The organism is Colwellia sp. 20A7 (assembly GCF_009832865.1).
Taxonomy (GTDB): Bacteria; Pseudomonadota; Gammaproteobacteria; order Enterobacterales; family Alteromonadaceae; genus Colwellia.
In genome coordinates this window covers 4,250,503-4,276,070 of the sequence record NZ_CP047130.1, presented here as the reverse complement: position 1 = coordinate 4,276,070, position 25,568 = coordinate 4,250,503, and the positions used below count along the sequence as shown (strand labels likewise).

Genomic DNA, 25,568 nt, shown 5'->3' with positions numbered 1-25,568 from the left:
TATCATTAATATAACAAAATTAAAAGGGTATTTATTACGCAGAAGTTCCGTTAATTAAGGCACGGTATTAATACTGTAAAGCTTATAGTTTCAAGTAAGCTACAACATTAAGCGATAACCCGTGCCATAAACGGATTGAATCCAGTCTTTTCCTTCACTAATATCAGCAAGCTTCTTGCGAAGTTTTTTAATGTGACTGTCAATTGTACGGTTGTTTACAATGCGTTGATCCGAATACATGTTTTGCATTAACTGTTCACGGGTAAAAATTCTTTCTGGTTTGTTAGCCAAAGGTTTTAATAATTGAAACTCTACCGAGGTTAGTGTTACTTCTTGATTATGATATTCAACGGTAAAACGATGTTCATCAAGTTTTAATATCTCAGTAGCATATTGAATCGTTTGGGTTCTTCTTAAAACGGCTTTAACTCGAGCAACAACTTCACGCGGGCTAAAAGGTTTACATATATAGTCATCAGCACCTAACTCTAGTCCTAATAATCGATCGATTTCATCAACTTTTGCAGTAACGAGTAAAATAGGGATATTCGAAAATTGGCGAATTTCTTTGCATATATCTATGCCATTTTTACCTGGCAACATGATATCGAGTAAAATTGCGCTAGGCTGGTGTTTTTTTACCCAATCAATAACTTCATCGCCATGATGAATTAAATGAGGTTCATATTCTGTTAGTTTGAAATAATCAGCTAATAGCTCTGCAAGCTTAATTTCATCTTCTACAATCAATATTGAATTTGACATTCTAGTACTCTAAAGCAGGAATAAGTATAAGTATATTATGTATTATTAAACTATAGGTAACTTAATAATAATAGCTAAACCACCAAGAGGCGAGTTTTCAGCGGTAATTTCTCCCTGATGTGCCATGACAATATGTCGGCATATCGATAAACCTAAACCTGAACCGCCTGTTTTTCTATTTCGAGAATCTTCAACACGGTATAAATGTTCAAATAAATGACTCAAATGAATATCGTCTACGCCGACACCATTGTCTTCAAATTTAATCAATACGTTTGAGTGATGATGAGAATTTTCAATGCTCAAGGATATTTTAAAGCATGATGCGGATGAATATTTGATCGCATTATTAATAATATTTTCAAATGATTGGCAAAGGCGAGTTTTATCGACGTAAACATTAATACTTTGTTCAATGATTTCAATATCAAGTGTGATATTAGCATCATTCAAATAACTACGATATTTATCTATCACGCCATGCATTAACTGTGTTAATTCTTCATTTTTTTTACGATAGCGCATACCGCCAATGTCAGCACTGGTCAGTAAATTTAAGTCATCAATTAATCGCTGAAGATGCTTTACCTCGTCATTTGCTGAAGCAATATTTTTTTTATTCAATGGTCTCACTTCATCTAACATCGCTTCTAATTCGCCACGTAAGATAGCTACAGGTGTGCGTAGTTCATGGGATATATTAGCTAACCAACGCTTTCTAGTCGTTTCACTCTCTGCCAAAGAATGCGCTAATTCATTATAATCTCTACTTAGTCTTCCAAGTTCATCTTCTCTGTTTAAATTAATAGATTGTTGATAGTCACCTTGGGTGAGTTTGTGCATTCCTTGAGTTATTAGCTTTAGAGGTTCAACTAAATGCCGAGCTAATGGCAGAGTTACTAAAGCAACTAAACTCATAACAAATAGGGCTATAATCCATAAGTAATATTGTTGTTGCTCAATAAAGTCGACTTCATAGCCTTGGGTAAGCTGATTACGCTTAGAAACAGCAAAATAACCAACGATAATCTCTTTAACTACTATTTCTGTTTTACTGTAATCTATTTCCTCAATATATCTACCAACCACAAGATTTTGGTTGCGATCAAGTAAAGCATAAAAGGCTTCATTTTCTCGCGATGGTGGTGGTGTTCTTCCTTCATGTAAGTCATTTCTAGGTGGACGAGAACCTTGCTCTGATGAAGGACGAGTTGGTGGAGGTTGACGAAAAGCTAAGTGTTCAGATGAGCGTTTTTTTTGTTTTGGGGAAAATTCGCTTGCAGCAAGTTGTTCTGAAATTAAACGAATAAATTTATCATGACGTCCAGTCATGCTAACCCAGTTATTTTCTATCTGATATTCTTTAGCTAGCTCTATCACCACGGGTTTAAGCGCTTCTACCTCTTTGGTATTTACATAGTTAATCATGCCTTTGCCAATGCTCCATTGCATTAGGAAGACTAATAAAGTGACGAGTAAAAAACTAAAGCTAAATAAGATCAAAAATAGTTTATTTTGAATTTTCATTTGAAAGGAAGATCCTAATCTAATCTGGATAAATAACGAGTGACATTGCAATATTTGTGATTATCAATAATGTTTAAACATAACTTAAGGTTTAAGCATAACTTAAGACTTATACACTGCTAAGGCTTAAAATAACTTAGCGATGTATAAGCATAACTAAACAATGTGCAAAATATGTGCATAACCCAGAAATAGTGAAAGTTAAATAAAGAACCTATTTTATCAATTTTTTTTATGACTTATACTCAGCGCGAGTTATGTTATTTCTACCATTGGATTTGCCAAGATAAAGGGCTTTGTCGGCGCTTAGTACGATTGAGTCTACGGATGTCTTTTGCTCTTGAAGTACAGTTACCACGCCTAGTGTTAATGTAATAAATTCACTAGTTCTTGATTTTTCATGGATAATTTTCATATTTTCTATGGCTGAGCATAAGCGCTCAGCAATAAGTGTCGATTCTGCAACAGCGGTGTTTGGCAGAATAATGGCAAACTCTTCGCCTCCATAACGACAATTGGCATCTGTGATACGGGCCACATTATCAATAATGCATTGTGCTACTTTTTTAAGGCAATCATCACCTTTTTGATGACCATAAAAATCATTAAAAAGTTTAAAGTGATCTATATCGCCAATAATAAGAGAAAGGGGTTGTTGCTGACGGTGATGCCTGCTTATTTCTTCATTTAACCTCTTATCAAAATATCGTCGATTATATAAACCGGTTAACCCATCTTGATAAGTAAGTATCTTCAATTGTTTATTTACTGCTATTAAATCTTTAGCTTGGGCGTTCAATGATGCCGTTTTTTCCATGACTTGCTCCTCAAGTACAACAACAAATTTTTTCTGAATATCAATTTCTTTCTGTTGTAGTCGTGTTCTCAAATAAATAAAGACAAATATAGTTAGAATAGAGACTAATACATATAAACTATAAGCCCACCACGTTTTCCAGGGAGGGTTAGATACAATAAGATCAATGGATAATATTTTATCACCCCACTTACCACTACTGTTTGTTGCTTTAACTAATAATTTATAAGTACCACCATCTAAATTAGTAAATGAAACTATATTTCTATTACCCATATCAATCCAGTTTTCATCGTATCCTTCCAATTTATAAGCGTACATATTTTTGTTAGGAGAAATAAAGTCTAAAACAGAGAATTCAAAAGAGAAAAAGTAATCACGATAAGACAGTTGCATCTCGGTAACATAAGCGTATGGGGTATCAAGCTTTATGGGCTTTCCCATTTTATTAAAACCCGTTAAAACAATATTAAATTCATAATCATTTGTTTCAATAGGTGAGGTACTAAAAAACTCAACTCCTCGTTGACTACTGGTAAATAATGTTCCGTCATCAGCTTTTACTAGGCTGCCCGGATAATAGTTTAAGCCTAATAAGCCACTATAGCGGTCAAAGTTGGTAATATCTCCAGATAGAGGATCTAATTTTGAAATTCCTTTGTTGGTTGTTAGCCACAAATTTCCCATATTATCATCGGTAATTGCACGAATTAACGATGTGGGTAAACCATTGTTTTTATCAAAATATTGGAAAGTTTTGGTTTCAGGTAAATATAAATTGAGCCCTTTTTGCGTGGCAATCCATAATTTACCATCTTTGGACTGATGTATATCTTGTACTATTTTTCCTAATAAACTGCCCGTTTTATTTATATCATTTTTAAATACTACAAATTTATGATTATCTTCATCCCATAGGTTTAAGCCATCTCCGGTCCCAACCCAAATTTTTTGTTCATTATCTTTATATATTTTTAATACTTCAGGGTGAGATAGGCCCAAAGAATCATCTAAGTGAGTAAAGGTTTTAGTCGATGGATTATAGTGATATATACCGTTTTTATATGTTCCAATCCAAAGGGTTCCATGGCGATCAATGTTAAGTGCTCGTATCTCTCTGAACTGTTTGTAATGAGGATCTGAAGGAGGATATTTTAATAATTGAACTTGTTGGGTTATGAAGTTAAATTTAGCTAACCCATCATCTTGTCCAAGCCATAAGCTGTTTACTCCATCCGAAATCATAATAGGCTTATCGAATAAGCGATTTCCTTCATAACTATTCTCATTACTAAAAATATTTGGGGATAATGTTTCTAACTTTTGTGCTGATACATGCCATTTATACAATGCAGATAATGATGATGCGATTAATACATCGCCATTAGGATCAACAATGATGCCATTGGGGGCTGTTAAATTATCACTATTAATAGTTTTAAATTTTCGTTTTGGTATTATTTTGTAAATACCGTGATTCTCATTAGTAACCCAGAGTGTTTGGGAGCTATCTTCAAAAACTATTCTTAAACCATGACTGTATTCAAGCTCAAATCTTTCAATGTGAGAACTTGTTTGTGATTGATGAAATAAGCCTTTACTCGTTACAAACCAAATATTACCTTCATGATCTTCAATCATTGAGTTGACTTGACCTAAGGTTTCATCGATTAAAGTTTCTAAGGGGGTAAAAACATTATTCACTGTATCAAATATAAATGGACCTTTTTGAGTGCCAATATAAATTTTATTTTGTGACGTCTTTAAAATGCTTCTAATTTCGTTTGCGCCTGTGGGCGTTAAGTTGGCTGGCTCAGGGAGAAAATGGGAAAAAGTATGATTACGTTTATTATATAAATTTAAACCAAAGCTAGTCGCCACCCAAAGGCTATTACTATCGTTGTCTTCAATATCCCATATTCTATTATGAGATAAACTCGAGTCGACGCCTTCAATATTTTGAACGTGCTCAAAACTATTATCTCCAAGGTATTTATTTAAACCATGTTCATATGAGCCTAACCAAATAGCTCCTTCTTTATCATGGTGTAAGCTTTGTATACGGTTAGATGAAATAGAGTCAGCTCGTTCGGGTTCATGAACAAAGTGCTCAAATTTTCCTGTCTTAGGTTCATATAGGTTAGCGCCACCTCCCCAAGTGCCTATCCATATTTTCCCTTCACGGTCTAACATCAGGTTGCCAGCATAATTATGGGATAAGCTGTTAGTACTAATACCGTCAAATTCAAAAAGAGTAACTTTACGGCCATCATAACGCATAACACCATTTTCACCGGTGCCAAACCAAAGTAACCCTTTATTATCTTGAATAATTGAATAGATTTCTGACGCAACAAAACCATCTTCAGACGTTAACATTTCAACAGAATATTCGTTAGTGAATTTTGAAGAATGCTCATGACTGAAGGCAGGCGTAATAAGGCCAACAAGAAAAATAATAAAATAGGTAAACTTAATAAAAAACAATAAAACATATCCTCTAAACGTAAGAGCTTTAACAGTAAAAGAGCGTTTAAAATATAATAATATTATTATCTTAGTTTATTTAACTAGGTATATCTACGATCAATATTCCATACGGTTACTCGTAAAGTTATATCGACACTATTTATACTTGCGGAGATTGATTTACGCAGAAATTAGCTCTGCTAAGACAGAGCTAATTTTATGATAATAAATGGGATTAAACAGACAACTCTATACGCGGTTGTGCGTTTTCGCTGCTATCTATTTTAGGTGCACATAATAATAGCCTTGATGAGGCAATGCCACCATGCTCAATAATATAATCTTTAAACGTGGCTTCTCGTTGTTCAGCAATCTCTTTTAGTTGATTGATGTGTTTTATATCAGTTACTTTAGTGCCGGCATTTAAGTTTATATCGGCTGGAACACTAATGCCGCAAATATTTACTCGGGTTTTTTCTTTATCTTGCATTAGCGCGATAAAGCCTTGCAAGTAGGCTTGCTGTGCTTCGTTTGGCTCAATTTGTTTAGTTTGATATATCAAATCATCAAAGCGTAATTTTAAGGCAAATTCACCTACACTCATCGCAACAGAAACAACATTAGCGTAAGGGACGAATGTAGTCATAACATAGTCTTTTGTAGCCATCCAAATTGCTTTTTGGGTTATTAACGTTACTATACTACTCATACCAAAGCTTGGATCTGAGGTTGAACCCGATAGATCTACGTCAAGCTCTACATCACCATGACCATCTTTCAGCATACCAAGTGCCATATTAAAAGGTAATGCACCTTGATCAATTAAAGAGCCCGCTTCATCATTTCCTGCTACGGCTGTTTCTAAACTCCGTAAGAGAATAAGCACTTTGCCATTAAGTTCTTCGCCAGTTAGCGTCACCTTTATGTCAGTATTGAGTTGTCCACTTTTTAGTTCCATATTTACCGCTTTTTTCATGTAGCGAGAGACTGCTGGCAACGAAAGCTCTTGTAAAGATCCTTCTAAATGGTGTTTCTGTGTTTGAGAAAAGGGCAGGCTGAAGCCCTTAAAGTCAAAATGCGCATATTTATTAATACGGCCTTTTAATTCAAATGGTGTTTGCTCTTCTTGTTTGTTCGCTGCATTACTTAATGCACCTAACGTTAGTGTGTCTATAATCACTTTACTTTGCATCATAGGCTCAACACTATTATCTATGAGAGTTAGCTGGTTATCGCTTATTAATGAAAACTTGTTTAATGAAATAATGAAGGGGATTTCTTGTGGTGAGGTTTCAACTTCAACTGTTACCACTTCTTCTAGCACCTCATCTTTTTCAGGTTCGGCTTCTGATATAGGTAATGAAACTAAATTAGCTATCGCACTTTCTTCATTTAAAATTAAGTTACTTTGTAAACTATCTAAAATTATCGTATCGATAGAGAGTTGTTTTGCATTGGCAAAAACATCTTTAACACTAAATTGTTTTAAAGCAACGATAGGTGGGTATGTTGTCTCTTCATTTTTTGAGCCATAAATTTCGTCAATAATAAGGTTTGCTATTTTTACTTGCGGCTCGCCGTCAGTTAAATAAAAGCTAATATCTTGTAATGCTAATTGCTTAATATAAGCCAACTTTTGACTTGTTTTTTCATAATGAACCTCTGCATCATTTAGCGTTAGTTGGCTCATACCACTTAGTTCAGTGATCTTATCGCCATTAAGCGTAAGTAGTAAATCATCGATACTTGTTTTAAAGTATTTAAGGTTAAAAAATTGTTCTTGATAACCAACGATAAGATCTTTGTTACTCAGTTCCGCTTTATTAACATGTAAAGTAACTATATCTGACGCGATAGTTACTTTTTGCTGACTTGTAAATGAAAGAAAACCGCTAAGTTCAGAGAGTTCAGTGACGTAAGGCTGTATTTTTTGAATTGGGTAATCGTTTATTGATAACTGACTATTAACTTCACCTTGTCCATTATCAAATACTGCATCAGCAACTATTTCTAGTGCTGTGCCATCTATAGCGCTCTGGAAACTTACTCGTGCAGTTTGAGATTCTAGGTTTGCTTTTATTTCGCTAATTAATAGTTCATTGATATCTATTTGATGAGGTATTTCGTTATTATTTATATCAATATTGACTTTATTTAATGATAGTCGCGGTAATATCAGTTGATACGGAAGTGGCTCTGATACAGTTTCAGGCGTTTTTTCTTCAGGTGCCGTATCGCTTTCTTTATTTAAATCAATACCCGCAATGATTAACTGAGAAGGGGTTTTGACTACTTTAAGATAAACGTCATTTAATTCAAATTCGCTGACGACTATTTCGTCAAACAATAAACGATATAACGTTAAACGAACGGTTAATTTATTTAAAGAAAGTACTTTTTCTGCTTCATTTGCATTATTGCTGTATAGAGCAAAATCACTAATCGTTAATTGGCTTAAAAAGGGGTTGTAGTAAATACTCGCCTCAGATGATAGTGTTAATCCTTGTTCTTGTAATAAAGGCTCAATAAAATACTTACTAAGAGGCGATGAAATACCCCAAATAATCAGGTAGATACTTATAAATATTGCCGGAATTATTTTTAATAATTTATGTGAAAAAAGTGACTTTTTTTGAGTAGAAGCAGATGTGTTCATAGATAAGTAAATACGTCTTTGTTAATATATTATTTTATTCAAAATAAGGAAGTTCGATAATAACAGATAATCCATTATCTGCGTTATTTTTAGCAAGAATTTCACCTTGGTGCGTGATAACAGCTTGTTTCGCTATTGCTAAACCTAAACCTGTTCCACCTGTTGCACGATCTCTCGCAAGATTTACCCGATAAAATGGTGTAAAAAGCTGCGTTAATGACTCTTCAGGCACGCCATTGCCGCTATCACTAACGACTAAAATAACCTTTTGTTTTTCTACCGATAATTTAACATTAATCGCGCTTTGTTCTGGGCTATATTTTACTGCGTTGTTAAGTACGTTACTAATTGCACTTGTGAGTAAGGTTTGGTCAGCTAATAGTATTATTTTAGCAGGCGCAATATAGTTAATTTTAATAGACTTCTTATCAGCTATAAATTGCTCATCGTTTATAATATTTTGTATCAATGTCGACAGATTAACTTGTTCATATTCTGCTTTTTGTAAGGTGTTTTCTAATCGAGAGAGTACTAATACATTTTCAATCATATGATCTAACCGATCGATTTCTCGTTGGCAACGCTGTAAATATTGTTCACGGGCTTGTGGTGTTGTTGATTCTTGTTGTGCTAACCCTAGTGCCATTTGCAGCCTTGTCATAGGTGAACGAAGTTCATGTGAAACATCACCTAATAAACGCCGTTGTGAGCTTTGGTTTTGTTGTAGTTGCTCTGCCATTTTATTAAAACTATTTGCTAATTGCTCTAGCTCGCCACTAAGTTGACCAACGCCTTCAACACGAGAGTCAAAATCACCTTGACCTAATTTTGTCGTTGCTTTTTTAATGAGGCGAATAGGCTTACTAAATGAGTGTGCTAGTAGCAAGCAGAGTAAAAAACTGATTAAAGTTGGCGTAAGAATACGCAGCCAGTAGGGTAGCGATTGAACAATTTGACTTATATTTTGTTTGTGAACTTTACGCGAAATAAAAAGTTGATAAGCCTGATTATTAATATTGATTACCGCCGGACCAACCACTTCTGTGTGTGAAAAAAAGCTAGTTTTTGGTTGAGTAAAAGAGTTCTCGCTAAGGTAATCAGTTAATACGCGTTGTAGCTTTGTTGGCAACGGTATAGCACTAACCACCCTTGAATTGTCATCGGTACTTTTTAACCAAATATTAAAGGGTGTGCGGACAAGTCTTTTTTCTTGTTGTGTTAATAATTGCTCAATGTTGTCTGCTTTATGACGTGTAATACGTTTTGCCATTTTGTTTAATTGATACAGTTCATCAGGTTTTGGCTCTTGGCTAACTACTTCACGAATAGCATCATTTGACAGCTGTTGAGAAATCCAGCGTGTACTAATAATTGATGTAATAGCAATAAGCCAAAACCACACAAATAGCTTAACGGTAAATGAAGATAACAAGGTCTTCATTTTAGACGACGTCTTGATAAGAGACATGTTAACTATCCTCACCTGTTAAGAATAAATAACCAGCACCACGGACTGTTTTTATTTTTTCACCGGAACAAAAAGGAAGGAATTTTCTACGAATATTACCAATATGTACGTCAATACTACGATCAAACGGACTAAGTTTTCGGCTTAATACTTGCTCTGAAATGGTATCTTTAGAAATTATTTTACCGTGATTTTCTAATAATAACGTTAATATTTGATATTCAGTACCTGTTAATTCAATGGAATTCCCATGGCAAGAGGCCGCTCTTATCGCATGATTAAGTGCTATATCATTTACTGTTAAAAGAGACTTTTCTTGTTCGTGAGTCGCTTGAATGGAAGGCTCGTTTTGTTGGCTCACTAATTGAATTCGACGTAAAATTGCATTAATACGTGCTAATAATTCTTGATGATGAAAAGGTTTTGCTAGGTAATCATCAGCACCTAATTCTAAGCCTCGAACTTTATCACTATGATCGCCTTTCGCTGTTAACATTAAAACAGGCGTTTTGTGCTCTTGACCCAGTGCTTTCAATACTTCAAAACCATTAAGCTTTGGCATCATTACATCAAGTAAGATTAAATCGTATTTATTAGTGAAAGCCTGCTCGAGACCAGATTGACCGTCAAAGCAGCAGTGAACAAGAAAATTCTGCTGGGCTAAGTAATCGACTAAAAGCTCTGCTAACTCATGATCATCATCAATTAATAATATATGCTTTTTATTCAAGTGAATTCTTACCTTATGTTAGAAGTAACGCCATTTTACCTTAATCATAATTAACTTGTAATTCATTGTGCAACCTTTACCTAATCTTTACATTGGCTTTGCGTTTCTTTGCATTGATTTATTTATACTAGGTCTCGTTAAATTAATTTATTAAAACTTTTGGAGCTAACAATGAATATTACCAAACCAATGAAAACTATTGTTTCTATTTCAGCTGTATGTGCCGTTTTAGCATTTACAAGTATCTCTAACGCTAATGTGTCAGAAGATAGCGTGGAGGCTAAGTCACATGAGCATCATCAAAAGAGTGAACGTCATCATAAGGGTAGAGATATGATGAAAAAAATGAGTAAGTATCTTGGTCTTTCGGAAGAACAAAAAACTCAGATGAAAGCAATAAGAGCGGAATCTAAGGAACAAGATGTTTCATTACGAGCGGAAATAAAGCAATTCAAAGAAGCAGAAAAGTTATTGTTACAAGCTGAAAAGTTTGATGAACAAACTTATATTTCGCTACATGACTCATATAAAGAAACGTTTGCTCAAATGTCTTTAGCTAAAGCAAAAACAAAAAATGCACTGTTTAATGTATTAACGACAGAGCAACAAGTTAAGTGGGCAAGCAAAATGGAACAACGTAAAGGAAAGATGAAAAGAAAAGGAAAAAATAAGAAGTCAGAGACAAAAAGCGTTAGTTAAGACTAACGATGTAAACTAAAAGCAAACACCTTAGACATTTGGCTTTCTACCGGCTTATCATTAACTTTAGCAGGTAGAAACCGCCATTGTTTTATTGCTGAACGAATTGAGTTTTTAAAATAGCTAACTTTTTGTTGATTAATAAACTGAAGATCTTTAATTTTTCCATTAATACCGATAGTAAAATTTACTTCTACTTCAAGTTCTATGCCCTTACGTTTTGCTAGGTTGGGGTAGATAGGGTTTACAGATTTTAGCTTTTTTGCATTACGTCTAATTGGGGTAATGGTTATAACTTTATTCTCTTTTGGTAAATTAACATTATTTAATGTGGTACCTGATTTATTAATTATTTTTGATTCATCGATAGTATGACTCAAAAAGCTTCTCTCTTGAGATGTGTTTCTTTTATCTATATTCGTACTAAACTCATTTTTTAATACAGTGTGATGCTCGGATTCGTTGATAGATTGATTGTTGGGAAACCTTTTCGCTATATTTGAGCTATCTCTTAGTTGTATTAACTCTTGTTGGTAAGAGTTAGCTGAGGTTGAGCGTTCAAATGCTTTTTTAACCATTAATGAATCATTAGTTAAAATATTCTTACTTGGCTCTTCATACTTAGTTGAAGTACCTTTTGGTGAACTATTTAGTGAGTTATGTCGTTGAGTACTTGATTGCTCAGATTTGTTAATACTAGGTTGAAGAGCATCTAATGCCAATGAATTACGCTTAATAACATCCCTATCAGATTCTTTTTCTATTGGCATATCTACTGGTACTAAAGGAGCCAATGTACTATTGGTTGATTGTATCTTTTTATCTACTACCGTTTGAGAGCCATGCGCATTATTTGGATTTGTTAATTGTGGCGTTGTTGCTGTTTGATAAAAATTGTCACTGAACGTATTAACGCTTCCTTGTTTCTTAGTGTTGATAGCTACCTTGCTTTCTTCATTTTTATTGGTTTGTTGCCAAGGCGTTTCATTTGGCCAAATATCAAGTAGTGGAATGGTCAGTAATTGTTTACTTGAAAGTAAGACTATTGAGAAAATAATGGTCGCACTGGCAAACCATTTACTGATGTTATTATTGGGAGCACAGTGATGATCAACCAAACGAATAACGCGTTGTTTTAAATCACCACCTGATGCAGCCATTGCCATATTAGGTATCGTATTGTTATGAATTTTAGTACATAAAGATGCGGTGTCTGCTAATGTGTGTGCATACGCAATTGCATCACCACAATGCTGTACAGCAATGTCATCACTACAGTATTCACGTTCGTTACGCATTTGCTTAGAAACCCATGATACCGCAGGATGAAAAAATAATAATATTTCTACTAATGTTTGTAAAAAATTGACGAAGTAATCATGACGTCGAATATGGGCCAGCTCATGTAAAATCAACATTTCAAGTTGTGCGTTATTCAAGCCACTTATCATTGCTGCAGGTAATAAAACAACAGGTTTAAGCCAGCCAATGGCCATAGGAACGTCGACTTTTAATGAAATTAACAGTCGTGGAGATATTTTTAGCTTAATTTGTTTTGCTAATTCTTCAAATCGAATTTGTAGCTTGTCGATTGGTTCTACAGTGCCTTGTAGCGGAAGTTTATTAACAGTAGATATCTCTATTAATAATTTACTCGCTAATAGGGTAACCGTTGCAAGCCATAAAACAGATAAATAAGGAAGTAGTGTATTAAGGGTTTCAATTAATTCCTTATAACTAAATAGGGCATCAGGTTGCTCTAATTCTTGGATAAATTCATTCAGTGCAAAAGAACTAACAAGGAAGTCACTTGACGAAAGCTCTGCTCGATAAATAACAATAAATGTAATAATAGGAAGTAATAAATTAACCAACATAGCGAATGCCGATAAGGCATAACGCAATTGAGGCTTACTGTTATTGAAAATAAGTAATGCAGACTTTAATACTATAGCCACAAGCAAGCCTTGCCACAAAAAGTGCAATAAGGTGAGTGCTAAACTGGTTAATAATGGGCTAGTAAATAAGTTATCTAACATTTTTATTTTAGAGCTTGTAGCTTTAGGTCTCTTTTTCTAAAGAATTTAGAAGTTGTCGAATATCATTAATATCTTCAGCAGACGTTGATTCATCGATAGCGCGCATCACTAATTTGGAGGTTGAACCGCCAAATGCTTTACTTATCAGGTCTTTAATTAACGATGACTGTGTGTGAATTTCGCTATTTGCGGCAGCATAAACATGTGCTCTATTTGTTTCATCACGAATTACTAATGACTTTTCATGCATTATTTGTAGTATTTTTAGTACTGTTGTATAGCCTGTTTTGTGTGTTTCGGTGACTTCTTCGTGAATTTGTCTTACGGTAGCGGGCCCCATCTGCCAGAGAATATTGAGTAAGGATAACTCTGCTTCAGTTGGCTTCACTGCGGATCTATCACGTGCCATGTTTATTGCCTCAATTATTAATTTTATTTTATACCCAGAGGGTTGAAGTTTTAAATTTAAATAGTAATTACGAATATAGTCGTAAAACTTGGTTGCTAATCCTATACTTTGTTGAATTAATGAGCAACCATTAATTTAGTCATCACTTTTTTCAATCAAATCTGCATAATGCTCACCTAATTTTGTTACGGTTTCAGGTCCAGCATTAGCTGCAAACTCAACCATATTAGGAGCAAAGGTACTAACAACCGTAGATCCTAATTTAAAGCGGCCCATTTCATCGCCTTTTTCAAAGGTAATTGCATCAATACCTTTTGCCGGATATTGCCACCTGAAAATATCTTGTCCTGCTGGCGGTGTAATAGTGCCTGCCCAAGTTGTTTCTATACTTGCTACAATAGTTGCGCCTACAAGCACCATGGCAAATGAACCATGCTCGGTATCAAATATTGTTACTACACGCTCATTACGTGCAAATAAATCAGGAACGTTATTCGCGGTTAATGGGTTGACTGAAAATAACTCTCCAGGTACATAAATCATTTCTCGTAATGTAGCAGCCATAGGCATATGAATTCTATGGTAGTCTTTTGGTGCTAAATAAATACAAGAGAATTTACCTTTTTGAAAAGGTGCTGCGGTTCTTGCGTCACCACCTAACAACGAAGTAAGGCTATAATTAAAGCCTTTTGCTTGAATTAATCTTCCTTCAACAATATCTCCTTGCTGAGATATTGCGCCATCAACGGGGTAACATAAAGTACTCGAATCTGAATCAATAGTACGGGCACCTTCTTCTAATTCACGAGTGAAAAAGTCATTAAAGGTGGCAAAATCTTTTGCATTTTTGAATTTTGCTTCGTTCATATTGATCTTGTATGCCTTGATGAACATATCAATGAGTTTAGTGGTTAACCAACCCATCTTAGCAGCAGCTAGTTTTCCGACTAAACGAGAAATAGCATGCTTAGGCATTGAATATTGCAAGGCAATCTTAATTTTCTCGCTGAACTTAGTAGTTGAAGATTGATTCTGTGAAGACACTTTTTTTCCTTTATTTACTTAGTTTTAATTTATTTGGTAACTAATCATTAAACCGTGAAGTTAATTTGTTGTCACCTAAACTCGCAATGATACGGGTAAAGCTAGCAAGTCGTTTAGGGTGAATTTTATCCTCGGCAGCTGCGGTTAATGCACAGCCAGGATCATTTTTATGTTTACAATCTCGGAATTTACATAACCCTTGAAATTGCTCAAACTCTTTAAAGCCGTTAAATACTTGATCAGGTGTTAAATGCCATAGGCCAAACTCTCGAATACCAGGGGAGTCAATTAAGTCACCACCTTCTTCAAAATGATATAAACGAGCGACGGTTGTTGTATGTTGCCCTAACCCCGAGTTTTGTGAAACCTCTTGAGTAACTACGCCAAGCTCTGGCATTAAAGCATTCACTAATGTTGATTTTCCAACACCTGACTGACCTACAAAAATACTAATATGTTGGCTTAGCTGAGTTTTTATTTCGCTAATACCTTCATTAGTTTGACTGCTACCATAAAGTATCTGATAGCCTATTTCTCTATAGATTTGTAATTGTTGTTCAATTTCATCTTGCTCGTTTTGGCTTAACTCGCTAAGTAGATCAATTTTGTTTAAGACAATCACTGGCGTTATGCCCGTTTGTTCAGCAGCAACTAAGTAGCGATCAATAATGTCACTGTTAAACGCGGGTAATACGGAAGAAACAATTAAAATTTGGCTAATATTAGCTGCAATAGGTTTTACGCCATCATAAACATCAGGCCTACTTAGTACCGTATCACGTTCATGTACGGCTTCAATAATGCCACAAATGCTATGTTGAGTTTCTTTGCCTAAACGCCAAAGTACTTTATCGCCACAGACTAAAGTTTTAATAGAACGGCGTAAGTTACATCGATATATTGAACCATCAGCACCCTCTACATCAGCATGTTGACCAAATCTACTGATCACAATACCTTGTTGAGTAGCGCCTAGCTCCTCATCTTCCCACTGAACTTTACCGCCACTAGCGCTTACTTTAGTGTGCAATTTTTTGTCGTGATTAGCTTTAATGCGTCTTTGCTGACCATTAGTTAATTTTTTCTTAGCCACAAGTCTTAATCATTTTGTTTAATCCTAGTTATTTGTCCGCTATTATACTGATAATTACTAGCTATTGCTTGTGCAATTTTTAAGGGATATTTATGACGTGTAACAATACCAATTTAATTTGGCTTGATTTAGAAATGACTGGGTTAGAGCCTGAAATTGATGTAGTACTAGAAATTGCTACTATTATTACCGATAGTCAGTTAAATATTTTAGCTGAAGGGCCTGTTTTTGCCATTCATCAAGCAGATGATGTTTTAGATAATATGAGTGAATGGTGTATTGAGCATCATGGTCAGTCAGGCTTAACTAAACGTTGTCGTGAGAGTGACGTGAGTTTGGCTGAAGCTACTGCTCAAACTATTGCCTTTGTTCAACAATACGTACCTAAAGGTGTTTCACCTATGTGTGGTAATAGTATTGGACAAGATAGACGCTTTATTAATAAATATATGATTGAATTTGAAGATTATTTTCATTATCGCAATCTGGATGTAAGTACTGTAAAAGAGCTTGCACGTCGCTGGAAGCCTGAAGTATTGGATAAAGTAGTAAAAACAGGGGCACACTTAGCTTTAGACGATATTAGGGAATCTATCGCAGAGTTAAAAGTCTACCAAGAACACTTTTTCAAGATTTAAAGTTTTAACGAATAGAGCTTATTAAACATAAAATCAGTTTTGAACCGCGCGCATCAAGTTGATGTGCGCTATAGCTCTGTTGAATTGCAATTAAAACTGCATTTTTACCTTCCAACATAAATCAATATTCATTGACACTTCAACTATCCAAAGCAATTGTTAATATAATTTTTGAGTAAAATATTTACTTAATCTTTATCAGTCTATTATTATCATTGTGGTTTGGTATAAACTACCACTATTAAGGGATGTAGAATAAAAAATCATTATGAGTAATATTGACGGCGTTGCAGGGCACATTGACAAAAGCACTGAGCAACCAAAAAGCAATGAAAAAATCAAATTAAAGCCGTTTTACCAACAGTTTAGGCTTAAGTTTTTTGCACTATGTTTATTGGTCATAATTACAATAGGCTTAGTTTCCGCTTTATTTTACCAAACTAATGCTCAGGACAACGCGATAGCCAAAAATCAATTAGTGCCAATGAAAAAGGCACTAAAACAAATTAATGGTTTACAAACAGTCGACCAATTAATTGATGATCTACTTCAGCCAGATAATACCGGCAACCTTGTTAAGTTACATGACGAGTTAATTATAATAAATCGTCAATTACTACAGCAAACCAACTCGAATAAACAAGTTTTTCAACAATGGTTAAATGAGAACTTACTTGCTGAAGATATTATTTCACGCGTGCAAGATAGCTATACCTATAATCAGCAGTTAAAGCAAAGTAGCATTATTCAATTGCAACTAGTGCTTTTTTCCATACAACAACTTATAGATGAAAAATTTTCCAGTCAAAAAATACTAAATGAACAGTTAGAAGCAGAGCAAGAAAAAAACAGAGTGACTTATAGTCGAGCTAATCTGTACGTGAAATTGGTTAAAGAATCGAATGATTTACAACAATTAAAAACGCTATTAATTGATGTTTTAATACGTTTTAAAGCTTTAAAGACCGATACAGCTCTCACCACTTTTGAAGAATTGGGTCTTCAAACTGAGCAATTATTTTCCCTACATCAACAAGTCATCAGCGATGATTTAATAAAGGGAGCGGTGGATGCTAATCAGCAATTTGATACCTTGGAAAAGATACTATTAACTGAACAAAAATCACTACCTAAATGGCAAAGCTATATTCGTTTAGCTCAAGATTATCAAACTAAGTTAAAGGAGCAGCAGAGAAAAGTTAAACAACTGTTATTAATGCCCTACAATGATATTCGAACTGATGAAATAAGCGTTATTAAGGCTTTTTTAGATAATTATAATATCGAATTATCAGCAAAAAATATTGTTGATATTTTACTGACTGGCATTGCTCTGTCGTTATTTTTCTTCTTCTTTTTATTATGGCGATTAAAAAAACAAATTAAACTTTCAGCGCAAGAAGGTGTCGAAATAATTGTAAACACTATTCACGCACAAGATAAAAATGTTGTTGCGAATTGCATTGAAACACAAGTAATTATTGATCATTTAGGTGATATCTCAGGTCATTTGGCAGAGATCGAAGGTGCGCAACATAGTGAGGTTCAATTTCAGGAGTTATTAACCAAATACCAAATTATTGAAAAATTACAGTCGCAACAAGAAAAAGCTATTGAAGAGCTAAACCAAGATATAGAACAACAAAAGCTACGCTTAACCTTGCAAATATTTGATGAAATGCAACGTTATCAATTTTTAAAGAAATTAATAGTACAAGTAATACAAAAATATCAAGAGAGTTGCCTAGATGTTAATGTATTAAATGCAAAGGCATTAAATATTAATAAAAGTAATTTGGTAACACAGTTAATGTGTTTATATCAGCAATTTTCAGGTTTGCATTTAGCACTAGAAATGAAATCAGATAAATCACGATTAACGCTGACCGATGTTAATTTTGTTGATGAGATATATGCAGCTTTATTCAACAAGCAACTTGAACAACAAAAATATGATAATAAGTTGTTTATACGCTGTGATGAGCGTTTACTCAGTAATGTAAAGGTTGATGATAATATGTTTCAGCATCTTATCAGTCTACTTATCGATATTGTATTAACTGACTGTAGATCAAGCCAACTATTATTACAGGCTCAGTTAAAAGATAAGAACGAAGGACAGCAATTAGTAAACTTGTCTGTCATCGTTAATACAAGTCATTTAAAAACCTTGCCCACCTTAATTTTGCAGTTGTTAAACTCTCAATCTGCTTCCCGCATAAACTCACCGTTAATTGATGCTTTTAATCTGTTACTTACTAAGCAACATGGTGAAAATATTAGTGCGGAACTTGTTGATGATGGTTATCAACTTAGCTTTGATTTACCTTTGGCCGTTGCTGCGCCTGAAGATGTTAGCAATAACGTCACCTTAAACGGCACTAACATCATGGTATTGTCAAATAATGTGGTTTTAGCTGAATTAGTTGAAACTGTTGTTCTATCTGCCAATGGCAAACTTGAACGATTCACCCAGCTTGATAGTTTCAAAAATCAGCTTACCGAAGAAAATCTGAATCGTAAGAAATTTGATGTAGTCGTGGTTACAAGTGATATAGCCGTGGCGCACCTTGATTTAATTATTGAGCAGGTTAATTTTTTACCCTCAATATTACAACCTAAGTTGATGGTACTTCAATCAAGTGAACTTAACTATGAGCGTTTTGGTTTTTACGATCAAGGCGAGCAAATATTTTGTAAAGACAGTTTTATTGAAAATATATTAATGCTACTAAAAGGAGATAGCAAAACAAATCAACTACTTACTAGTGAGTCCTTTGTGGTTAATGAAACACTACCAACAGAATTGCCGCTATTACTTGCTGTTCAATCTCCACAAAACTATCAAAATCTACAGCGATTATTACATTGGTTTGGTTTTCATGTGAATATTGTTGCTAATGAATATGAGCAAGAAATATTATGGAAAACAGGTGTGTATAATATACTCATTACTGAGTTTCCAACATCAGCCTTAATTAAAAGAGCGGGCGAGCCAAGTATTAGTGTTGGGGTTTTATCATTAACAGATGTTTTGCCAGATACTAATAACAAGACGTATTTTGATAAGTGGCATATTAGCCAGTTGAATTTTACAGATGAAATCACACTAACTGAGTTATCAGAAGCGCTAGCACCATGGTTGAAGAAAAAAAGAGCTATAAAAGGAGAGCTTGCGCTAAATCAATTACATGACTGTAATGAATTGATTTTGCCCGAAGACGGCTTTGATGACATTGCTATTACTGAAGTTACTCAAGTATTAACAGATAACGCAAACGCTGCTATTTTTGACTTTGCTCAATATTTACAACATCAAGGTACTGTTGAATTAGCACTATTTATGCTTGATGATTATGCTCAAGATAATCATCAACAACTCGATGCGTTAATTGAGGCGATAAAAGAAAAAGAATTAGAACAAGCTAACGCATCTATTGCAGCATTAGCGTTAAATGCTGCAATACTCTCAGCACCAAGGCTACACTTATTATGTACACAATGGTCAAAACTATTAAGTGGTGTCGAAATACCTAGTAGCCTAGAAAAGGTTAATGCCTTACTAAAAGAAACTCGAGTTGTATTAACTGAAATTGACGGATATGCAGAAGCGCTTTAAATATTTAGCTAACAGTCATTTCATGAGGTATTGTAATGTACCTTGGATCTGTTTAAACCTGTATAGTTGAACGATTATGCATCTCTAGGAAGCCCTTTTTCTACGGAACGAATTAATCTAGCATTAAGTCGTTCAATCGGGCTTTTATTCATAACGTCTTTATCTGGTTTTCTTAGGTTTTGCTGTGCTATAGCCCAATGAATATGCTCAGCAACTAATTCGGAAGAAAGGGGTAACTTATCTTCCAACGCCTGAACAATTTCAGTATCCCAAGGGGCATTGCCTAATGCTACGGCAATATTGCGTTGCCAACTTTGAAAACCTATTCGTCTTATCGGAGACCCTTGGAAAACATCTAAAAAATAGGTTTCACTCCAAGAGAAAAGTGTTAAAAGGGTTATTTCATCAAGTTTATTTCTCGCCTGAAAATCATCTTCTAAACTCAGCTTTGCGTATTTGTTCCAAGGACAAATAAGTTGGCAATCGTCACAACCATAAATTCTATTACCCATTAATGGTCTCAATTCTATTGGAATAGGATCAGGAGATTCAATGGTAAAATAAGAAATGCAGCGTCTAGCATCAACTACATAGGGCTCTACAATGGCTTTGGTGGGGCATATTTTTATGCAGGCTACGCAGCTGCCACAATCATTCGTTGATTTTTCTGTTTTTTTAGGTTCAATTAATGTTACCGGCAATGGTATATCAATAAGCAACTCACCGAGAAAAAACCACGATCCTGCTTCTTTGTTGAGTAATAAACTGTGTTTACCTATCCAGCCTAAACCCGCTTTTTCAGCTAAGGGACGTTCTAATACTGGTGCAGAATCAACAAATGGGCGAAAATTAAAATCTTCACAATGTTCAGCAATTTTTTTACCTAATGATTGCAGGCGTTTTCGCATGAGTTTATGATAATCTCGACCTAATGCGTAACGGCTAATATAAGCGTGATCTTTTGCTTTTAAAATACGAGCGCACTTGGCGTCGGTAGGCAAATAATCTAATCTAACACTAATAACTCTAACCGTTCCTGGTACTAACTCTGCAGGACGTGCCCGCATTAAGCCATGGCGAGCCATATAATCCATATTGCCGTGATAACCATTTGCTAACCATTCCTCAAGGCCTTTTTCATGCTTGGATAGGTCAATATCGGTAATACCTAATTGAGAAAAGCCTAATTCTTTACCCCAACAATGGATATTTTCGGCCAATTGGGAATAGTTAAGAGTATGAGTATCTGAGGTTGTTTTTGTCATTTTTTAAATAAAATAACCAATACAAATAAAGTATGGTTTAGTATAGCTAATGGGGGTAAATAATTGAGGAGTTTATCACAACAATCACGAGCAAAATATAAGTGCCTTCATAGTTAAGCTTGGTAGTAAGTCAGGCGCTGAGTTTGCCGATTTTACAATATTTACAAAATAATAAGTTCATAATTGCTTTAATCAGTGAATAAATATTTTATAGTTACCCGCTAGCCTGTCTATATTCATGGCGCATCAGATGATATTATTACTAGTCATTATGATTAATGTAACATCACCTATTCATACTCTTGTAAGGTTACTGGGCACAGAATAGCTAACCTAGCGATTAATAGAAAATTTTGAGAAAAGATGAAAAAGTTAGAGTACCTTTTACCCGATGAAGCCGCGACAATTGCTATTGGCGATAATTTAGCTAAAGTACTACATTGGCAAAATGAGCAACAACAGGCACAGCAATCTCTTGTAGTCTTTTTAAATGGCGACTTGGGAGCTGGAAAAACAACACTTACACGCGGTTTTGTTCGTGGAATGGGGCATAAAGGCAATGTAAAAAGCCCGACTTATACCTTGGTTGAACCTTATGAATTAACGCCTTGGCAAGTGTATCATTTTGATCTGTATCGTTTAAGTGATCCTGAAGAATTAGAATATATGGGAATTCGCGATTATTTCGCTGATAATTGCTGTTGCTTTATTGAATGGCCAGAAAAAGGCGCTGGCCTCTTGGCTAATGCGGATATAATCATTAATATGGTTTATCAGAATGAACAACGAGTGATCGATTTACAAGCTTGTTCTAAACGAGGTGAAGATGTTTTACAACAATTAGCATTAACATATGGTTAATGTCATGATTGTTAAGGCAGTTTCTGGTAGGTTTTGTGAGAATATCTTGAAGGTTTACATCACTTAAGATAAATAATTCAAGAATTAGTTTTTTAAGGTTAGTTATGCGCTTGTTACCCTCCATAGCTTCTATTGTATTTTGGCTTTTATTAGTTGTTGTATCGTTGTGTGCAAATAATGCGTTAGCCGGCACCAATAGCATTAACGGTATTCGAGTTTGGCCGGCACCAGAAAATACACGTATTGTTTTCGATCTTAAAGACAAACCTGATTACAAATACTTTACGTTAAGTAAGCCTGATCGTTTAGTTATTGATTTTAAAAACACTCAAAATAATGTCACACTAAAAACACTCGCTGACAATGACCCACGTATTCAGGTATTTCGAACCAGTACTTCTAAATCAACAGGAACTACACGTTTAGTTTTAGAATTATCGAAAACCTACCCGCTAACCGTTTTTCCCTTAGCACCTGCTGGACAGTATGGTGATAGATTAGTAATTGATTTACATGATAAAAATAAATCTACGCCTGTTATAGAAAGCACAAGTTCAAATGGTCAACGGGATATAATTATTGCTATTGTTGCCGGGCATGGCGGTGAAGACCCGGGTTCTATTGGTGCTAAAGGTACCTATGAAAAACGTGTAACCCTGTCAATTGCCAAAAAGCTTGCGAAGATGATTGATCAAAGAGAAGGCTTTAAAGCCGCTATGATCAGAACGGGCGATTACTATGTAACACATAGCAGAAAAACAGAATTAGCGAGAGAAAGTAAAGCTGATTTACTTATTTCTATTCATGCAGACGCTTTTGTATCTCCTAAGCCGAGTGGCGCTTCAGTGCTAGTGCAGTCATCTAGACGGGCTAACTCTGAATTTACTCGCTGGATTGCCAATAGGCAAGATGAGTCGGAGCTGCTAGGTGGGGCAGGAGACACCATCAAATTAACGAAAGATAAAAATTTAGCCTTTACACTTGCTGACATGAAAAAAGAATACACTATGGCAAGTAGTTATGAATTTGCATTGCATGTTATTAAAGAACTAAAGCAAGTAACTAAGCTTCATAAAAAAGAGCCTGAGGGCTTGAGTTTAGCAGTTTTGAAATCATCTGATATTCCCTCTGTCTTGATAGAAACAGGTTTTATTTCTAATCCAACCGAAGAAAAAAATCTTAATAGTAGAACTCATCAGACAAAGCTTGCGAATGCTATTTTTAAAGCCGTTGATAGCTATTTTACTAACAATATTCCGCAAGGTACGTTATTAGCTGCAACAACGATGAGAAAGCACAAAGTTCGCAGTGGTGAATCGTTATCTGTACTTGCTCAACGTTATAAAATATCAGTCGCAAGAATTAAAGCGGTTAACAAATTAAAATCTAACGTACTTCGTATTGGTCAAACATTAAAAATACCCCGTGCAGGCTAGCACTTTATCGTAAACCTCCAGTAAGTAATCACTTTAAACAATAAGAATAATCATGACAATAGCGATACTCCCAGCACGATTAGCGAACCAAATAGCGGCTGGTGAAGTCGTAGAAAGGCCTGCTTCAGTTATTAAAGAGCTTGTTGAAAATAGCTTAGATGCGGGTGCAACTAATATAAATATTGAGGTTGATAAAGGTGGTGTTAAGCGTATTCGTATTAGTGATAATGGCGTTGGCATTGCAAAAGACGAATTAACATTAGCATTAAGTCGTCATGCCACGAGTAAAATAAAAGATTTAAGTGATTTAGAAGCAATAAATAGCCTAGGTTTTCGTGGTGAAGCATTAGCAAGTATCAGTTCAGTGGCAAGGTTAACATTAACGTCGAAGCCTAAAAACCAAGAGACAGCGTGGCAAGCAACTGCTGAAGGTCGTGATATGGCAGTGACTGTACAACCTGCAGCACATCCCGATGGTACAACAATAGAAGTATTAGATTTGTTTTTTAATACACCAGCAAGACGTAAGTTTTTACGTACTGAAAAAACAGAATTTAATCATATCGATGAAGTCATACGACGCATTGCGCTAGCATGTTTTGAGGTTAGTTTTTCTTTAACACATAACGGAAAAATGATTCGTCAATATCGCGCTGCGATTACTAAAGCACAAAGTGCCAAGCGTGTCGCTATGGTTTGTGGACAAAAGTTTGTTGAACATGCAGTAGAAGTTCACTGTCAGCATGATGATATGTTGTTTTCTGGTTGGTTAGCAAAACCAAGCTTTGCTCGTAATCAAAATGATCTTTGTTATAGCTATGTTAATGGCAGAATGATGCGTGATAAATTAATTAATCATGCAATTCGCCAAGCCTATGCCGATTTATTACCACCAGATACGTATCCTGCGTTTGTTTTATTTTTAACACTTGATCATAGTGAAGTCGATGTAAATGTACACCCAGCCAAACATGAAGTACGTTTTCATCAAAGCCGCTATGTTCATGACTTTATTTACTCTGTGTGCCATAAAGCATTGATGGAAAATAATCAGCTCTTAGATTTTCAGGAAGAGCACTTGCCAACAGAGAACCAAGTTGAGCCGGTACATGAAAGTGTACAATATGATCGGCCTGATTATGTAAAACCATTAGCTCAAATGAGTGAGCAGCATATAAATGAAAAAGCATACAGCCCACGTTCAGCGACAACAAATAATTATACGGCTAGTCCAGGAATAACTAAATCTGCGGTAGATAATTATCAAAAACTGATGACTCCAATAGTGCATGATAAAAGGGATTCCATAAATCAAATTGACGTGTCAGAAGCTTCTAACGTTACCACCGTACCCGAACCCTTGCATCATATTGAAGCGTTTTTTATTGCTATTGAACAAGGGCAATATGGCATTTTCAAACAAGACGATAGTTTACGCTTACTTTCATTGTCATCGTTGGCATACCAATTACATAAAAATAAAATTTTATTACATTGGCAGCTAAGTGAAACAAAGCCTAATAAGGGATTAATTAGCCAACCGTTACTCTTACCTGTTGTGATAAAACTATCAGAACAGCAAGTATTGACCGTACAACACTATCAGGTTGAATTAGAATTAGCGGGTATTGTGGTTACCATCAATAATAAAGGCAATAAAGGCAATAAAGGGCGAGTACAAATAAGGCAATTTCCGGCGTTACTACGTGAACAAGATGTTAGTACGAGTTTTATTCAAATTATCGAAAAATTATCATCATTTGAACACAGTGATAAACCACAAAAAGAAAGTGATAGTAATATTATTTCTGCTGTAGCGAGCGTTATGATTGCTCAACACTATACTGAAGAGCAAGCCGAAGTTTTGTGGTTAGAAGCGGAAAAAGCATTACCAACACAAAAAATAGACACCATACTCTTGAAATCTGTCCCGCTAGACCTTACATCTCAAGTTAAGCAATTAATATCTATTACTGAGTTAGACGTAACGCATTAGTTAAGCTATCAGTATAATTAACATGAGATTTCAATTT

General features: G+C 35.0%; 17 protein-coding genes. 6 read left to right on the top strand and 11 right to left on the bottom strand.

Going from position 1 to position 25,568, the window contains the following annotated elements; translation table 11 throughout:
- Positions 1-99: 99 nt before the first annotated feature.
- The 6 genes from GQS55_RS18460 to GQS55_RS18435 all read right to left on the bottom strand — a co-directional run bounded on the left by GQS55_RS18460 (position 100) and on the right by GQS55_RS18435 (position 10,432).
- Entirely contained in the window at positions 100-765 is a 666-nt protein-coding gene (locus tag GQS55_RS18460; protein ID WP_159821970.1) for a response regulator, read from the bottom strand.
- 45 nt (positions 766-810) lie between these two features.
- Complete coding sequence (locus GQS55_RS18455; RefSeq protein ID WP_159821968.1) at positions 811-2,292, bottom strand: ATP-binding protein; 1,482 nt, start codon at positions 2,290-2,292, stop codon at positions 811-813.
- Positions 2,293-2,524: 232 nt separating this feature from the next.
- On the bottom strand, positions 2,525-5,596 hold the full coding sequence (locus GQS55_RS18450; RefSeq protein ID WP_159821966.1) for a ligand-binding sensor domain-containing diguanylate cyclase: 3,072 nt from the start codon (positions 5,594-5,596) through the stop codon (positions 2,525-2,527).
- A gap of 217 nt (positions 5,597-5,813) precedes the next feature.
- Positions 5,814-8,234 carry a DUF748 domain-containing protein gene (locus tag GQS55_RS18445; RefSeq protein WP_159821964.1) on the bottom strand — a complete coding sequence of 807 codons (2,421 nt, stop codon included), beginning with the start codon at positions 8,232-8,234 and terminating at the stop codon, positions 5,814-5,816.
- 34 nt (positions 8,235-8,268) lie between these two features.
- Complete coding sequence (locus tag GQS55_RS18440; RefSeq protein WP_159821962.1) at positions 8,269-9,702, bottom strand: ATP-binding protein; 1,434 nt, start codon at positions 9,700-9,702, stop codon at positions 8,269-8,271.
- A gap of 1 nt (position 9,703) precedes the next feature.
- Positions 9,704-10,432 (bottom strand): response regulator transcription factor, encoded by a 729-nt coding sequence (locus tag GQS55_RS18435; protein ID WP_201294540.1) that lies wholly within the window; start codon positions 10,430-10,432, stop codon positions 9,704-9,706.
- Between the two features lie 171 nt (positions 10,433-10,603).
- Between GQS55_RS18435 and GQS55_RS18430 the strand changes: the two genes are divergently transcribed.
- Positions 10,604-11,131: a Spy/CpxP family protein refolding chaperone gene (locus tag GQS55_RS18430; protein ID WP_159821960.1), complete on the top strand. Its 528-nt coding sequence runs from the start codon at positions 10,604-10,606 to the stop codon at positions 11,129-11,131.
- A gap of 2 nt (positions 11,132-11,133) precedes the next feature.
- Here GQS55_RS18430 and GQS55_RS18425 read toward each other — a convergent pair whose 3' ends face one another.
- The 4 genes from GQS55_RS18425 to rsgA form a co-directional block, all read right to left on the bottom strand.
- Positions 11,134-13,170 (bottom strand): M56 family metallopeptidase, encoded by a 2,037-nt coding sequence (locus GQS55_RS18425; RefSeq protein ID WP_159821958.1) that lies wholly within the window; start codon positions 13,168-13,170, stop codon positions 11,134-11,136.
- A 22-nt stretch (positions 13,171-13,192) separates the two neighbouring features.
- A complete protein-coding gene (locus GQS55_RS18420) occupies positions 13,193-13,579 on the bottom strand; it encodes a BlaI/MecI/CopY family transcriptional regulator (RefSeq protein WP_159821956.1) in 387 nt (128 codons plus the stop codon).
- Positions 13,580-13,714: 135 nt separating this feature from the next.
- Positions 13,715-14,554 (bottom strand): archaetidylserine decarboxylase, encoded by an 840-nt coding sequence (gene asd, locus GQS55_RS18415; protein ID WP_159823009.1) that lies wholly within the window; start codon positions 14,552-14,554, stop codon positions 13,715-13,717.
- 109 nt (positions 14,555-14,663) lie between these two features.
- Complete coding sequence (gene rsgA / locus GQS55_RS18410) at positions 14,664-15,716, bottom strand: small ribosomal subunit biogenesis GTPase RsgA (protein WP_159821954.1); 1,053 nt, start codon at positions 15,714-15,716, stop codon at positions 14,664-14,666.
- Between the two features lie 92 nt (positions 15,717-15,808).
- Here rsgA and orn point away from each other — a divergent pair, with 92 nt between their 5' ends.
- The gene (gene orn / locus GQS55_RS18405; RefSeq protein ID WP_159821952.1) at positions 15,809-16,354 is read left to right on the top strand and encodes an oligoribonuclease; all 546 of its coding nucleotides are present in this window, start codon (positions 15,809-15,811) and stop codon (positions 16,352-16,354) included.
- Positions 16,355-16,622: 268 nt separating this feature from the next.
- Positions 16,623-19,973 carry a hypothetical protein gene (locus GQS55_RS18400; protein WP_159821950.1) on the top strand — a complete coding sequence of 1,117 codons (3,351 nt, stop codon included), beginning with the start codon at positions 16,623-16,625 and terminating at the stop codon, positions 19,971-19,973.
- A gap of 74 nt (positions 19,974-20,047) precedes the next feature.
- Here the strand turns inward: GQS55_RS18400 and queG are convergent, their stop codons facing one another.
- Positions 20,048-21,238 carry a tRNA epoxyqueuosine(34) reductase QueG gene (gene queG / locus GQS55_RS18395; RefSeq protein WP_159821948.1) on the bottom strand — a complete coding sequence of 397 codons (1,191 nt, stop codon included), beginning with the start codon at positions 21,236-21,238 and terminating at the stop codon, positions 20,048-20,050.
- Positions 21,239-21,601: 363 nt separating this feature from the next.
- Between queG and tsaE the strand changes: the two genes are divergently transcribed.
- The 3 genes from tsaE (at position 21,602) to mutL (ending at position 25,531) form a co-directional block, all read left to right on the top strand.
- Positions 21,602-22,099: a tRNA (adenosine(37)-N6)-threonylcarbamoyltransferase complex ATPase subunit type 1 TsaE gene (gene tsaE / locus GQS55_RS18390; protein ID WP_159821946.1), complete on the top strand. Its 498-nt coding sequence runs from the start codon at positions 21,602-21,604 to the stop codon at positions 22,097-22,099.
- A 104-nt stretch (positions 22,100-22,203) separates the two neighbouring features.
- Complete coding sequence (locus tag GQS55_RS18385) at positions 22,204-23,535, top strand: N-acetylmuramoyl-L-alanine amidase (RefSeq protein ID WP_159821944.1); 1,332 nt, start codon at positions 22,204-22,206, stop codon at positions 23,533-23,535.
- 52 nt (positions 23,536-23,587) lie between these two features.
- Positions 23,588-25,531: a DNA mismatch repair endonuclease MutL gene (mutL, locus tag GQS55_RS18380; protein ID WP_159821942.1), complete on the top strand. Its 1,944-nt coding sequence runs from the start codon at positions 23,588-23,590 to the stop codon at positions 25,529-25,531.
- Positions 25,532-25,568 lie beyond the last annotated feature (37 nt).